At 47.4% G+C, this 11,825-nt stretch carries 17 protein-coding genes; 7 read left to right on the forward strand and 10 right to left on the reverse strand.

Annotated elements, in window-relative coordinates:
- Nucleotides 1-191 precede the first annotated feature (191 nt).
- Both HNR50_RS12500 and HNR50_RS12505 read left to right on the forward strand, forming a co-directional pair.
- Nucleotides 192-500 carry a hypothetical protein gene (locus tag HNR50_RS12500; protein WP_184747110.1) on the forward strand — a complete coding sequence of 103 codons (309 nt, stop codon included), beginning with the start codon at nucleotides 192-194 and terminating at the stop codon, nucleotides 498-500.
- Between the two features lie 6 nt (nucleotides 501-506).
- Nucleotides 507-1,085 carry a CPBP family intramembrane glutamic endopeptidase gene (locus HNR50_RS12505; protein ID WP_184747111.1) on the forward strand — a complete coding sequence of 193 codons (579 nt, stop codon included), beginning with the start codon at nucleotides 507-509 and terminating at the stop codon, nucleotides 1,083-1,085.
- Between the two features lie 134 nt (nucleotides 1,086-1,219).
- Here HNR50_RS12505 and rlmB read toward each other — a convergent pair whose 3' ends face one another.
- The gene (gene rlmB / locus HNR50_RS12510) at nucleotides 1,220-1,951 is read right to left on the reverse strand and encodes a 23S rRNA (guanosine(2251)-2'-O)-methyltransferase RlmB (RefSeq protein WP_184747112.1); all 732 of its coding nucleotides are present in this window, start codon (nucleotides 1,949-1,951) and stop codon (nucleotides 1,220-1,222) included.
- Nucleotides 1,948-2,364 carry a hypothetical protein gene (locus HNR50_RS12515; RefSeq protein ID WP_184747113.1) on the reverse strand — a complete coding sequence of 139 codons (417 nt, stop codon included), beginning with the start codon at nucleotides 2,362-2,364 and terminating at the stop codon, nucleotides 1,948-1,950. Before HNR50_RS12515 ends, rlmB begins: the two co-directional genes overlap by 4 nt.
- 103 nt (nucleotides 2,365-2,467) lie before the next feature.
- Between HNR50_RS12515 and HNR50_RS12520 the strand changes: the two genes are divergently transcribed.
- The 5 genes from HNR50_RS12520 to HNR50_RS12540 are packed head-to-tail and all read left to right on the forward strand — an operon-like array spanning nucleotide 2,468 to nucleotide 5,068.
- The gene (locus HNR50_RS12520; RefSeq protein ID WP_184747114.1) at nucleotides 2,468-2,737 is read left to right on the forward strand and encodes an autorepressor SdpR family transcription factor; all 270 of its coding nucleotides are present in this window, start codon (nucleotides 2,468-2,470) and stop codon (nucleotides 2,735-2,737) included.
- Entirely contained in the window at nucleotides 2,727-3,365 is a 639-nt protein-coding gene (locus tag HNR50_RS12525; RefSeq protein WP_184747115.1) for an SdpI family protein, read from the forward strand. The genes HNR50_RS12520 and HNR50_RS12525 overlap by 11 nt, the downstream gene beginning before the upstream one ends.
- A complete protein-coding gene (gene dtd / locus HNR50_RS12530; protein ID WP_184747116.1) occupies nucleotides 3,362-3,814 on the forward strand; it encodes a D-aminoacyl-tRNA deacylase in 453 nt (150 codons plus the stop codon). Before HNR50_RS12525 ends, dtd begins: the two co-directional genes overlap by 4 nt.
- Before the next feature lie 2 nt (nucleotides 3,815-3,816).
- Nucleotides 3,817-4,833 (forward strand): AmmeMemoRadiSam system radical SAM enzyme, encoded by a 1,017-nt coding sequence (amrS, locus tag HNR50_RS12535; RefSeq protein ID WP_184747117.1) that lies wholly within the window; start codon nucleotides 3,817-3,819, stop codon nucleotides 4,831-4,833.
- 52 nt (nucleotides 4,834-4,885) lie between these two features.
- Nucleotides 4,886-5,068: a hypothetical protein gene (locus HNR50_RS12540; RefSeq protein WP_184747118.1), complete on the forward strand. Its 183-nt coding sequence runs from the start codon at nucleotides 4,886-4,888 to the stop codon at nucleotides 5,066-5,068.
- On the opposite strand, the gene HNR50_RS12545 is transcribed toward HNR50_RS12540, so the two are convergent.
- The 8 genes from HNR50_RS12545 to HNR50_RS12580 form a co-directional block, all read right to left on the reverse strand.
- Entirely contained in the window at nucleotides 5,058-5,549 is a 492-nt protein-coding gene (locus tag HNR50_RS12545) for an arsinothricin resistance N-acetyltransferase ArsN1 family B (protein ID WP_184747119.1), read from the reverse strand. The genes HNR50_RS12540 and HNR50_RS12545 overlap by 11 nt on opposite strands.
- Nucleotides 5,550-5,570: 21 nt before the next feature.
- A complete protein-coding gene (locus HNR50_RS12550; RefSeq protein WP_184747120.1) occupies nucleotides 5,571-5,918 on the reverse strand; it encodes a hypothetical protein in 348 nt (115 codons plus the stop codon).
- A 183-nt stretch (nucleotides 5,919-6,101) separates the two neighbouring features.
- Nucleotides 6,102-6,956: a 5-oxoprolinase subunit C family protein gene (locus HNR50_RS12555; RefSeq protein ID WP_184747121.1), complete on the reverse strand. Its 855-nt coding sequence runs from the start codon at nucleotides 6,954-6,956 to the stop codon at nucleotides 6,102-6,104.
- A complete protein-coding gene (locus tag HNR50_RS12560; protein ID WP_184747122.1) occupies nucleotides 6,937-7,656 on the reverse strand; it encodes a LamB/YcsF family protein in 720 nt (239 codons plus the stop codon). Before HNR50_RS12560 ends, HNR50_RS12555 begins: the two co-directional genes overlap by 20 nt.
- A complete protein-coding gene (locus HNR50_RS12565) occupies nucleotides 7,653-8,291 on the reverse strand; it encodes a 5-oxoprolinase subunit B family protein (protein WP_184747123.1) in 639 nt (212 codons plus the stop codon). The genes HNR50_RS12560 and HNR50_RS12565 overlap by 4 nt, the downstream gene beginning before the upstream one ends.
- Before the next feature lie 22 nt (nucleotides 8,292-8,313).
- On the reverse strand, nucleotides 8,314-9,042 hold the full coding sequence (locus HNR50_RS12570) for a hypothetical protein (protein WP_184747124.1): 729 nt from the start codon (nucleotides 9,040-9,042) through the stop codon (nucleotides 8,314-8,316).
- Nucleotides 9,032-9,871: a 4Fe-4S binding protein gene (locus HNR50_RS12575; protein WP_184747125.1), complete on the reverse strand. Its 840-nt coding sequence runs from the start codon at nucleotides 9,869-9,871 to the stop codon at nucleotides 9,032-9,034. Before HNR50_RS12575 ends, HNR50_RS12570 begins: the two co-directional genes overlap by 11 nt.
- A 131-nt stretch (nucleotides 9,872-10,002) precedes the next feature.
- Nucleotides 10,003-11,712, reverse strand: a complete 1,710-nt coding sequence (locus HNR50_RS12580) for an ABC-ATPase domain-containing protein (protein WP_184747126.1) — start codon at nucleotides 11,710-11,712, stop codon at nucleotides 10,003-10,005.
- Between the last annotated feature and the right edge of the window lie 113 nt (nucleotides 11,713-11,825).

The raw sequence follows: 11,825 nt of genomic DNA on the forward strand, positions 1-11,825 counted from the left end.
AAAAGCGTACTTTTTTTAAAAATACTAATGTCTTTGAAGTATTTGTTAAGAAAATAAAAAATCAATGGGTTTTGAACATGGGAAATCGTGCTTCTGTGAAAACTCTCTACGTTTTTCGGAGTGAAAAAGAATTGACTCAATTAGATATTTAGATTATTTTCTAATCATCTAACCAAAAAGAGGAAAACATCATGTCCAATAAAGCGAAATTGTTTGTATTGCTGACCTTTGCTTTCAGCTGGTCTATTGTTCTGATTTTTAAACTGAGCGGTCTTGAATGGACCGGAACCACCTCTCTGTCCGTAACCCTTCCTTTTATGTTTACTCCCCTGCTGTCGGCAATAATTGTCAGGAAGGGGATATATAAGGAGAAAAAGATATTCTCTGAGGCGGTGTTGATCAAGCCCAACCGCTGGTTTGCCGCGGCATGGATAATTATGCCTGTTCTCGCCCTGGCAACCATGGCTGTCAGTCTTCTTATGCCGGGAATATCCTTCTAACCTTCCATGGACGGCTTACTTGATCAGTTCAGAGGCAGAATACCGGCAGACCAGTTACTTCTGATCGAAGAACAGATCCTAAACGCACCGATACACCCGATATGGATCGCTCTCATTCAGGGTATGATCGCCGGAATAACAATCAATGCCATAGCGGGATTCGGCGAGGAATACGGATGGAGGGGACTTCTATACTCTGAAACCGGACATTCAGGATTCTGGAAAACATCGCTGTTAACCGGACTGATATGGGGAATCTGGCACAGCCCGATTATACTCTACGGCCACAATTATCCCGATCATCCCGTCATCGGGGTTCTGATGATGACTATCTGGTGTCTGCTTCTGGCACCGGTTTTTACCTATATCCGGTTCAAATCCCGCTCTGTGATTGCCGCATCGATTCTGCACGGAACCCTCAACGGAACGGTTGGTATGGCTGTCATGACCGTATCGGGCGGGAGTGATCTGACCAGAGGAATGACCGGACTTTCGGGATTTATTGTTCTAGCCATAGTCAACCTGATTCTGATTCCTCTGGTACAAAAAGAAAAGGAGCTCTGGGAGCTCCGGTTCAATCCATAACCGCCGTTAACCGGCAGACCAGTGATGCCCTCTGGTTGAATACACAAGCCTCCATATTCGGAGGCTTGCCAAAGACTGCGATCATTTGAGCAGTCGTCCTTCTTGATAATAATGATTCCGTGTAATGTGAAGAATCACTTTGCAGACCAGTGCTGCCGTCTGGTTTCATACATCAATATCCCCGCAGCAACGGAAACATTGAGAGAATCGACATGACCTTCCGTGGGAATCTTGATAAATCCGTCACAGTTTTCCCGGACAATCCGGCTCATCCCCGAGCCTTCGCTGCCCATGACAATGGCGGTTCTGCCTTTCAGCTTCAGATTGTAACAGGCCTCCCCTTCCATATGGGCTCCGTAAATCCAGAAACCGCTTTCCCCCAGCTGCTTCATGGCTCTTGTCAGATTGGAGACAGTCGCGACGGGAACCCAGTTATTGGCTCCGACTGAGATTTTTGAAACGACAGCGTTATCCGATGCGGAACGCCTCGAGGGAATGATCACCAGATCGGCATCGAACTGATCGGCCGATCTCAGAATGGCAGCGTAATTGTGAACATCGGTTATGCCGTCGAGAATCACCACGAGGGCATTGTCCTTATCAAAAGTCCGGAGGAAAGAATCGAGATCCACATCGGTCGAACTGCCGCCGGTTTTTTTCCCGTAGAGGGCGAATCCCTTATGTCCGGGACATTTTTTATCCATTTCCTCGCCACTGATCGACTCGACTCGTACCGAAGCCTTTCCGGCAAGCTCTCTCAGCTGATCAATTCTTTTGTTCTTTCGTGAGAGAAACAGTGTCCCTTCAAAGTTCTTCTTTTTCAGAGCTTCCTCTACTCCGTGGAAACCAGTTATATATTCGCTCATTCCGATCCGTATTCCTTTTTCTGATCCACAATTCCGTCGAAGTCGGTATCACGTTCATAGGATTTCATAAACATCCCTTTGTATAGATGAACCCAGATATCGATCTTGCCGTCTCCGTTGGAGTCAATTTCCTGTCTTTCCAGGCCTTCTTCGCCGTAAAAATAATAAGTATCGATTAAACCGTCCAGATCAAAATCATATTCCTCGTAATCGGTTCTGCCTTCGGAATCGAAGCGTATGACCCGGTCGACTACGCCATTGTAATCGGAATCCACCGTAATCTTCATATGACCGTCGGCAAAATCTTCTATCCACTTGTCAGCCTCCCCGTCGTCATTCGTGTCATAGGCACTGACAGCCTGACAGACAAGCGGAGTCGACAGAAAGAATAAAAGATATAAAATATTTTTCATATAAACTGCACCTCATGACTATTTTCGGCATATGGGAAATTTCCTTGACATCACCTATTATTTAGATTATTTTCTAAATATCTAAACCTAGAGGGAGACAGATATGAACGATTTGTTCAAAGCCCTGGCTGATCCGACGAGAAGAGCTATACTCGACGAGCTGAAAAAGGGTGACAAGAATGCCGGGGAAATACGGGACTGTTTCAATATTACCGGCGCCTCTATCAGCCATCACATGTCCATTCTTCACAATGCCGGACTGGTTCTGAGGGAAAGGCAGGGGCAGCAGATTATCTATTCTCTCAATACAACGGTCTTTCAGCAGCTGATCGAATGGATTTATAATATAAAAGGAGAATCAGATGAAAATTAATAAATTCATCCTGGCGCTTATAGTGCTTTCGATGGCGGGAACAGCGGTTATATACGGGAGTCTTCCGGAGAGAATCGCTCTCCACTTTAATATCAACGGAGAGGTAGACCGGTGGGGAGGACGGGCTTCCATATGGATAACAGCCTCTATCCCCCTGGCTGTTTATCTGCTTCTGCTCTTTGTTCCCCGGATCGATCCCCGCCGGGACAGCTACAGTAAACACACGAGAGGCTACGCCATCCTCGCCAATACCATCACTCTCTTTCTCATCGGACTGAACTGGTTTACCATCCTCTATTCCCTGGGATATGACTTAAGCGTTCAAATGTATGTTCTTTCGGGAATCGGCATTCTCTTTATGATCATAGGCAACCATCTTCCCAATGCCAGGCAGAACTACACTTTTGGAATCAGAACGCCCTGGACTCTGGCCGATGAGACAAGCTGGGTAAAAACCCATAGGCTCGGGGGAATCGGATTTGTCGCGACAGGAGTAATTGCCATTGTAGCGGCCTGGCTTCCCGGTCTTTTCGCTTTCATCATTTTTCTGACAGCATTGGTTATCCTGCTCGCGCTGATCTTCATCTACTCCTACCTTGTATTTAAAAGACAGAGGGCCGGGAGATGAGGGTTGTCATTCAGCGGGTGTCCCGCGCTTCTGTTGAAATCGAAGGCAGGACCAAAGGTCAAATCGGAAAGGGTCTGCTTCTCTTTGCGGGAGTCGGTCCTGAGGATAAGGAAGAGGATGCCCGCTGGCTGGCGTCCAAGATTACAACCATGAGGATTTTCGAAGACGGCGGTGGTAAAATGAATTTGTCTGTGAAAGATGTGGAGGGCGATATTCTTCTAATCAGCCAGTTTACTCTCTACGCTTCGACCCGAAAGGGAAACCGCCCCTCCTTTAACGGCTCTGCTCCACCGGAAGTCGCTGTTCCTCTTTACGACATTTTTCATAGGGAACTGACAGGGATTATGGGTAAGGATGTTCCCTCGGGAGAATTCGGCGCCCATATGAATATTGACCTGCGCAATGACGGTCCGGTAACGATTATAATGGACAGCAGAGAAAGGAAATAATTTTGACAGAAGCTCTGTATTACGAGAAAAAGAAGAACGGTTCGGTCCGCTGCCGCCTGTGCCCCCACAACTGCCTGATTGAAAAAGGGGAAAAGGGGTTCTGCGGCGTCCGGAGAAACGACGGCGGCACTCTATACGCTCTGACCGACAGCCGCGTGATTTCCGTCGCCTGCGATCCGGTTGAAAAAAAACCACTCTACCATTTTCTTCCCGGCTCGCAGGCCTTCTCCCTGGGAGGTTTGGGATGCAATCTCATTTGCCGCCATTGCCAGAACCATGAAATATCCCAGACGAGAGACGACCGGGCCATAGACAGTCTTTACACTCTTGAACCGGCTAAGATTGTCAGAGAGGCGCTGGCCCGCAATTGCGCCATGATCGCCTGGACATACAACGAGCCGACGATCTGGTATGAATATATTAAATCCACCTCTCTTCTGGCGAGGAAAGCCGGAATCAAAACGGTTCTGATAACCAATGGCGTTATCAACAGAGAACCTCTGGAAGAACTTCTGCCGTTGATCGATGCCTACCGGGTCGATATAAAGGGATTCAGCAATGAATTTTACAGAGATCTGACAGGCTTTCCCTTTCTGGAAATTGTAAAGAAAAGCATCGAAACGGCTTACGCACAAGGCGTACACATCGAACTGGTTACAAATATCATCCCCGGTATGAACGATCGGGAAGAAGAGATCGATCAGTTGATTTCCTGGATAAAAACCGGCCTTTCCCCCGCAGTTCCCTGGCACGTTACCGCTTACCATCCGGCCTATAAAATGAACAGACAGGCCACACAGGCTTCGTCTCTGGAAAAAATACGAAACCGCGGACTTGAGGCGGGTCTGAAACATATTTATCTGGGCAATGTGTACAGCGATTCCGGTTCGGATACATTCTGCCCCTCATGCGGCTCGACTCTGATCCGCCGGACGGGTATGGCCATAAGGGAAAATATCATGGAAAAAGACTGCTGTCCCCAATGCGGACATAAACTGGAAATGTTTCAATATGTATAATTTCTCTGACACGAGCTTTGATTTTTTGCATTTTTGATAGTACTATACATTCATGGATATCAAAAAGTACAAAAGAATGTATGACGAAATATGGCCCTATGCCCAAACATTCAAGCTTGACCTGAAGCAGGAGTGTCTGAACAAAGGGATTCCAGAAACGCTTATTGATAAGTTTATGAAAGCCGACAGCCAAATCGATTTCCTGACGGAAATAGACGATAAATTCAGACGCTGATTATTTTTTCCCAGTATCCCACATCGATCCATCTACCGAACTTGAAACCGACCTCATGGAAATGACCGCATTTTGTAAAACCCGATTTCTCATGGAGTCCCGAGCTGCCGTCATTGGGAAGAGCGATGACCCCGTATAGACAGTGGAACCCCCGTTCCTCCATGTTTTTTATAAGGTGATTGTATATCTTCGAACCGACACCCCTGCCTGTCCAGTCTCTGTGGACATAAACCGTGAGTTCGGCGGAAAACCGGTATGCAGACCTGACCCGCCAGGGTGAAGCGTAGGCATAGGCAATGACATTTCCATCCTCTTCGAGAACGAACCAGGGGTGAGTTGATGTTATCTTTTCAATACGCCCGGCCATCTCTTCTTCCGATACAGTCTCCTCTTCGAAAGTGATTACCGTATCGGTCACATAGTAATTGTATATGCCGCAAATGGATCGGGCGTCTGTCAGTTCAACAGATCTTATATTCATAAAGAATACTTTAAATGAAAATCAATTGAAGTAGAAGACCATATTATCGTCATTCTGATCGGAGTTTGTTCTGTAAGCCATGGACATTACATTTTCAAGATCCAGTTTCGCATAAACGGCTCCGAGCTGCTCCTTGGTCTCATACATGCGCAGCGATTTCTTTTTATCTTTCAGATACCGCTGAAAAAATACGAGGGAGCCTGCAGCTTCTTCATTGAGATGTTTTATATTGGATAGATCAAGTATGACCAGATTGTGCTCTTCCGATTCCTGATAGAGAGATTCCAGGGTGTTGTAGAGATGGCTTCTGTTCAAATCGTTTCCGTTAAATATAACAACTAACAGATCATTCAGTTTAACGCTTTTCATCCTGTCCTCCTTAAAAAGGTTCTAATAATTAATAAGCAAATTTCATACCATCCTTTAAAGTCCCATCAGTGGCATCTAGAGAAGCAAATAGAGGGAAATGTGCAACCAATTCATACAGGGAAGAGCAAAATCAGCAATTATTCTTGACAGAGAGAGTCATTATGACACACATTTTCATACTGGTTAAAAAAAGAGGGATCGAAATAGCCCGATATCCCTTGACCGGATGCTGTTTATTTCCAGAGATTCTTCAAGCGAGATAATTCTGAAGTTCATATATTCTCCGGGAGAAAACTGGGCGACCTTGTCCAGATCGGCGGATATGACCTGAAAGATGCGGGGATAGCCGCCTACGGTCTGGCGGTGATAGAGCAGGATGATGGGACCGCCGGGCGTATACTGAATTGTTCCGTCGGATACAGCGTCAGAGACCATGTTCCCCCTTGCCGGGTAGCTGTTGCGCTTCCGTTCCAACCGGTACCCCATTTCATTGGAATCGCTGCTGATTTTCCAGGGATAGCTGGAAAAGTCTCGAGGGTCGGGAAAAGCTGACGATTCCGGTCCAGGGAGTATACGAATTTTCCCTTCCCTATCGTAGAAGGTAAAGGAAGCTGAAAAATCCCCTCTGCTCCGCCCCTCCAGTTTCTTCTTTTCTCCGCTATCGGTAACAGCTTTCCAGAGAAAATATGTCCGGAATCCTCTCCGGGCTTCGCTCATACGGATATATGTGCCGGCTTTGACATATGCAACCTCGCCGTGGTGAACGACAGTCCTTTGTCCGTCACAATCCAGAAAGACGTCTCTGACAGCTCCCGTTATGACAAAACAGAAAGGTTCAAGAACCTTCAGAACAGGCGGAATGATAATTTCCAGGGATTCTTCATAGTCATCACGGCCGAGCATGATATTTCCCGAAAGTACGGCGAGCCTGTCCATCGGACCGCCCGGAGAAATCCCCACATCCTGAAAACCGAATACAGGAGCTGACCTGAAATAAACAAGGCCCTGTTCCAGGATTTCAAAGGGTCGTTTCAGCATGGCGGTATAACCTTTGAGCCAGAACCAGGGCAATGGGAGAGTCGGAGTGGATGCAAATTGTTTGAGCCTCTATGGGATAATCTTTTCTCCCTTGAGCCGTAACGGCCCTGACGGAGCCTTTGTTAACCATTTGCTCGTACTGCTCCCAGGCTTCTTCAACTGTGGACAGGAAGGCCTCCGGTTCGCTGCGGGGGGTCAACACAAGCCGACGGGTGTTTTCATCCCAGGTATAGGTCCTTTCGGCAAAGGCTTCTTCAAGTACGGAGATTCCCCTTTTCGCACAGGCAAGGGCAAGGGCTGACCGGGAGGGACACAGGACGCGTTCTATCTCTTTCCCGCGGAACCACATGGCCAGCTGATCGGCCAGATCCTGTTCCGATGCCGAAAGGTTGTACAAGGCTCCATGAAGCTTAACAGTGCGGACATCCCCCATAAGCTCCAATTGTTCCTCAAGGGAATCGATCAGAGCTTCCCCATCCAGGCTGAGGGCTTTCCGCCCGAAGTTGTCCTTATCGGGAAAGGAAAGATGGGCGCTGATCTCCATCCCCTTTTCTCCGGCCAGTCTTGAGAAAAAACTGACAGACTCCCGGTCTCCCGCATGACCTCCGCAGGCAATGTTGGCTATGTGGATATGATTCATCAATTCAAGATCCACAGGATGAGCGATTCCCCGCTCGCCGATATCGCAATTTATTTTCATAGACGGGAAACCTCACAGAATTTTAGGGTATCCCCCGGACTTAGTTCCTTGAGCAGTTGAGGATCGGTATACCCGATAATATTCCAGCCTCCCGGTGAATCTTCAGGATATACGCCGGTTTGAGAACCTCCGATACCTACGGATCCGGCGCAGATTTTCAGACGGGGCGTATCGAGCCGGCGGGTTGCCAGTTTCCTGTCCAAACCGATCAGATACGGGAAATGGGGCCGGAATCCGATCATGGCGACCTGATAGGAGGGATAGGTGTGGCGTCTGATAATCTGTTTCACTGTCAAACCGGTCAGCCTGGATACGCGGTTCAAATCTTCTCCGCGATAGATAACGGGAATATGAAAACTTTTCCCTTTCCCGGAGGATGATTTTGCCTTCCGCAGTTGTGAAGCGATGACCGGCCAGAGCTCCTCTTCCATTACAACGCAATCGGTTTTCAGAGGATCGAAATGAAATGTAAGGGAACAATAGGAGGGAACGATATCATAAATAGACAGCTCCCCGGGCAGGGAGCTGTTTTTCATAGTTTTATAGAGCTTTAGAATTCTTCTGCTGGTCTCACGATCAATGCGGTCCCCTATTACGAAAGAGAGCGAACCGTCACCGAGGTTCTGAACATACATGAAAAGAATTCTACACGATGCCTTACATACTGTCGAGCAATTCCTGAAGCGGTTCCTTGACGGTGGAAAACTCGATTTGATTTTCCGTACAGAAATCCCGGACAGTCTGTGTTCTGGGACCGGCGGCCATCTGGAGAACAGTTTCGACCTGTTCCACTGTCAGCCCCCAGTCATAAAGATCGGCAAAGGTGGTTTTGCCTTTCACTTCCGCCAGTTCCGTTTCATCGTGATCTTCTGTTTCAGTCAGGACAGTTTCTCCCATATAATCATCGAGCGTCACAGCCCGTTCTTCCGCGATGGCCAGTTCCTCCTCCGTCAAAGCGCCCTCTTTTCTGAGAATGGCAATGGCGGGACGGGGTAAAGCGGTCGTTACTTCAGGAGTGTAAGGCAGCCCTTTATAGAGGGAGACAAAATAGCGCATGCTGTCGGTTCCGATTTCCATACCGTCTATAATGCCGAACGTGTCTTCAAACAATTTTATCTGGATAGCGACGGGGTTTTCCTCTGATGACAGACCGAAAGCCGCGGCGAGCGTATCAACGGGAATAGCGAATGCATTCTCGATATCTTCAAAAGAATAGGATCCCCGTATATCGGCGGGATTATACTCTCCGGCAAAATCTCCAGTTTCATATCTAACCGGTTCCTTTGAGCTTTCTGTAGCCCAGTAACCCGCTGCGACTGATATGGCGATGCCTCCGATCATGAGAATGATAAACGTCAAACCGGCTGTCAGACCTTTAATTTTCATCGCTTCCTCCTTTAAGAGCTGAAGTGTTAAATTCCAGTGTTCCGCTTACAGGGCAGACTCCGTCAGTAGATGTACACTCGAAACAGCTGATGCACTGATGGTTCATGATTTTTCCCTTCCGGGAAACCGGAATATTCATGGGACAGGCATTATCGCAGGCACTGCAGCTGATACAGGTGTCGGCATTTCGCCTCAACGCGAAAATCCGGATAAAATTGAAGAGGCCCAGCACCGCGCCGTAAGGACAGGCGTATTTACAGAAAGGCCTTTCAACAAACAGGGAAAGCAGAACAACAAGAAAGAGCGCGATAAAACCGGTTACAGCGACTTCTCCTGTCCAGAACTGAAAGAGAGCATAGTAAGGATCGAAATCGGCGAATATGATTTTCCCCGACCAGGCGGTCATAACGACGGCCCAGATAAGAACCAAATAGCGCAGAAATCTGAGATATTTATCATATTTATAGGGTATGAATTTGTTGTACTTTTTTTTGAAGATCTTACGGCCCAGTTTTCCAAGCCACTCCTGAAATGTACCGAAAGGACAAATCCATCCGCAGAAAATAGGTCCGACCAGTATAGCCGCTCCGAAAACGATCAACATGAGAACAAGACTTGATTCATGTATTTTTTGTACGAAAGTTCCCGTTGTAGCCAGATTGTAAAGCGTGACGACACCGCCGAAGGGGCAGACGGCATGTAGTGAAGCCTCCGCCACAAAGGGAATAGCCGTACCCGATTCAGCAAGGGTGTGATTGACGGCAATGAGCGCCGCCACAACAAAAAAAGCGATTTGTATCCATCGGCGCGCTTTGGCCTTTTTTTTCATTGCATGACTCCTTTTAGATTTCCGGCGAGGGGAACCATAAACCCGTACGCCATAAATATATTTTAGTAGAACGAAGATATTATTTCTTAATATATATGAAGGAAATGTGAACAGGGTATAAAGAGAATGTATTATTGAATTTTAAGCGTGCGAAGCCGGTTGATGGCTCCGGCCAGTTCAATCATTCGGAAACCGGCCAGATTTCCCGAGAGCAGAGAAGACAAACCATCCAGGCCGGCTCTTTCGATCTGTTTCTCAACAACTGCAAGAAGCTCTTGTATTGTCTTTTCACCGTTAAGTTTATCCTTAAGAAAGAGAATCGCTTCAGTTATCGCTTTTGTCTGAGACAACTCTTCCAACTGTTCCAGATCGGTCAGATCGATTACAGTCCGCCCCATATTTATCCGGCGAACCTCTCTGACAAACACGCTTTTCTTTCCATAATGGTTCAAAGGGTCGACAGAACCGGCAAGGGGAATTCTCATAGTAGGAGTAATATGGGTATCATTTCCCTCCATTCTCCGGGGAGAAGGAAAGGTACGGACTAATTCTCCGGCCCGCCCGGTTACATCGAGAGGAAGATAATCTTTCATCTGTATGACTGTCGTGGAATGAGAGAAATAGTCGCCCGATCCGCCCAGAACCAGAATGGTTGATACGCCGTTATCCTGGTAAAGCTGATCCACTCTGTCTATAAAAGGCGTTATAGGCTCATCTTCTTTAGCGACCAGTTCCTGCATCAGTCTGTCGCGAATCATGAAATTTGTCGCGCAGGTATCTTCGTCCATAAGCAGAACTTCCGCCCCGGCTTCCAGTCCTTCCATCAGCGCGGCGGCTTGAGATGTGCTGCCGCTGGCATTTTGAGTGGAAAAAGCATCTGTTCTTATGCCGCCCGGAAGATGATCGATAAAAGGAGAGATATTGACTTTTGCAACCGGTCTTCCGCTATATGAGCGGATTTTCAATGCGCTTCGCAGCGAAACAGCCATTTCCCGGCCGTCTCCGGGAATGTGATTATACACACCGGCTGCCAACGCTTTAAGCAGCGTCGACTTCCCGTGATATCCACCGCCTGTAATCAACGTAATTCCCCGTGGAACTGCCATTCCCCGGACTGCTGTTCCGTCGGGTAATGAGATGTTTTCCGCAAGACTTTCGGGAGAGGAGAAAGGCACGGCACAGCGGGATTCAACCGGTTCATCGCTGTCACCGCCGGTCCGGGGAAGTATAGAACCGTCGGCTATAAAGGCTACAAGATTTTTCTCCTCAAGACTGGAACGGAGGAACTCAGACCGGAGTGCTGTATTCAGATGATTCAGACAGGCTTCTGGTTCAATATTCTCCCTGAAAAAGGCTTTCTTCATAATACGGGGAACTTCTTCCAGAATCATTAATTCGGCCAGTTTCGCATTGATCAACCGCCCTTCTGCAGGCAGCCCGACAAAAAACCTGAGTTCCAGAGTATCATCTCTCACTAAAAATGAATTTCTCTCAAGTATCGCCTGCCCCGGTTTATCCACAGTGATCAATCCGCTGTTTCCCGTTCCGCGGATAAAAGAATAGGCTTCACTCTCCCGGAAGAAACGGCGGATCATGAAATCACCGAACGCTGTCACCCGGAGAGGATTCTCTCCAAGTCCCGGAGGAATATAGGTATAGGATTTATTAAATACTGCGCGATAGAGTCCCGTGAAGGACGGAGCATAGGGATCTTTCGGGATTCTTTCGATGATAAGACGAAAATCACCAAAATCATATTCCCCGATTAAAGACTGATAGGCACCGTAATCCCGCCCATTGATTCCGGCGAGAAAAGACCTGATCGAATCATTATTTTTCATGGCTCCCTACTTCTGAAAATTTTAATTCAACTCATTTTTTTCATCAACAGTTAAAAATAAACACAGAGTCACTTGATATTTTTTTATCTATACAATAAGTTAGTAATGGTTAC

The sequence above is a fragment of the Spirochaeta isovalerica genome (assembly GCF_014207565.1).
GTDB lineage: Bacteria > Spirochaetota > Spirochaetia > DSM-2461 > DSM-2461 > Spirochaeta_F > Spirochaeta_F isovalerica.

Bases quoted from the DNA above. Each gene is read 5' to 3' on its own strand.
- HNR50_RS12500 (WP_184747110.1), top strand. From the start codon at position 192: ATGTCCAATAAAGCGAAATTGTTTGTATTGCTGACCTTTGCTTTCAGC.
- HNR50_RS12505 (WP_184747111.1), top strand. From the start codon at position 507: ATGGACGGCTTACTTGATCAGTTCAGAGGCAGAATACCGGCAGACCAG.
- rlmB (WP_184747112.1), bottom strand. From the start codon at position 1,951: ATGAGCGAATATATAACTGGTTTCCACGGAGTAGAGGAAGCTCTGAAA.
- HNR50_RS12515 (WP_184747113.1), bottom strand. From the start codon at position 2,364: ATGAAAAATATTTTATATCTTTTATTCTTTCTGTCGACTCCGCTTGTC.
- HNR50_RS12520 (WP_184747114.1), top strand. From the start codon at position 2,468: ATGAACGATTTGTTCAAAGCCCTGGCTGATCCGACGAGAAGAGCTATA.
- HNR50_RS12525 (WP_184747115.1), top strand. From the start codon at position 2,727: ATGAAAATTAATAAATTCATCCTGGCGCTTATAGTGCTTTCGATGGCG.
- dtd (WP_184747116.1), top strand. From the start codon at position 3,362: ATGAGGGTTGTCATTCAGCGGGTGTCCCGCGCTTCTGTTGAAATCGAA.
- HNR50_RS12540 (WP_184747118.1), top strand. From the start codon at position 4,886: ATGGATATCAAAAAGTACAAAAGAATGTATGACGAAATATGGCCCTAT.
- HNR50_RS12545 (WP_184747119.1), bottom strand. From the start codon at position 5,549: ATGAATATAAGATCTGTTGAACTGACAGACGCCCGATCCATTTGCGGC.
- HNR50_RS12550 (WP_184747120.1), bottom strand. From the start codon at position 5,918: ATGAAAAGCGTTAAACTGAATGATCTGTTAGTTGTTATATTTAACGGA.
- HNR50_RS12555 (WP_184747121.1), bottom strand. From the start codon at position 6,956: ATGCTGAAACGACCCTTTGAAATCCTGGAACAGGGCCTTGTTTATTTC.
- HNR50_RS12560 (WP_184747122.1), bottom strand. From the start codon at position 7,656: ATGAAAATAAATTGCGATATCGGCGAGCGGGGAATCGCTCATCCTGTG.
- HNR50_RS12565 (WP_184747123.1), bottom strand. From the start codon at position 8,291: ATGTATGTTCAGAACCTCGGTGACGGTTCGCTCTCTTTCGTAATAGGG.
- HNR50_RS12570 (WP_184747124.1), bottom strand. From the start codon at position 9,042: ATGAAAATTAAAGGTCTGACAGCCGGTTTGACGTTTATCATTCTCATG.
- HNR50_RS12575 (WP_184747125.1), bottom strand. From the start codon at position 9,871: ATGAAAAAAAAGGCCAAAGCGCGCCGATGGATACAAATCGCTTTTTTT.
- HNR50_RS12580 (WP_184747126.1), bottom strand. From the start codon at position 11,712: ATGAAAAATAATGATTCGATCAGGTCTTTTCTCGCCGGAATCAATGGG.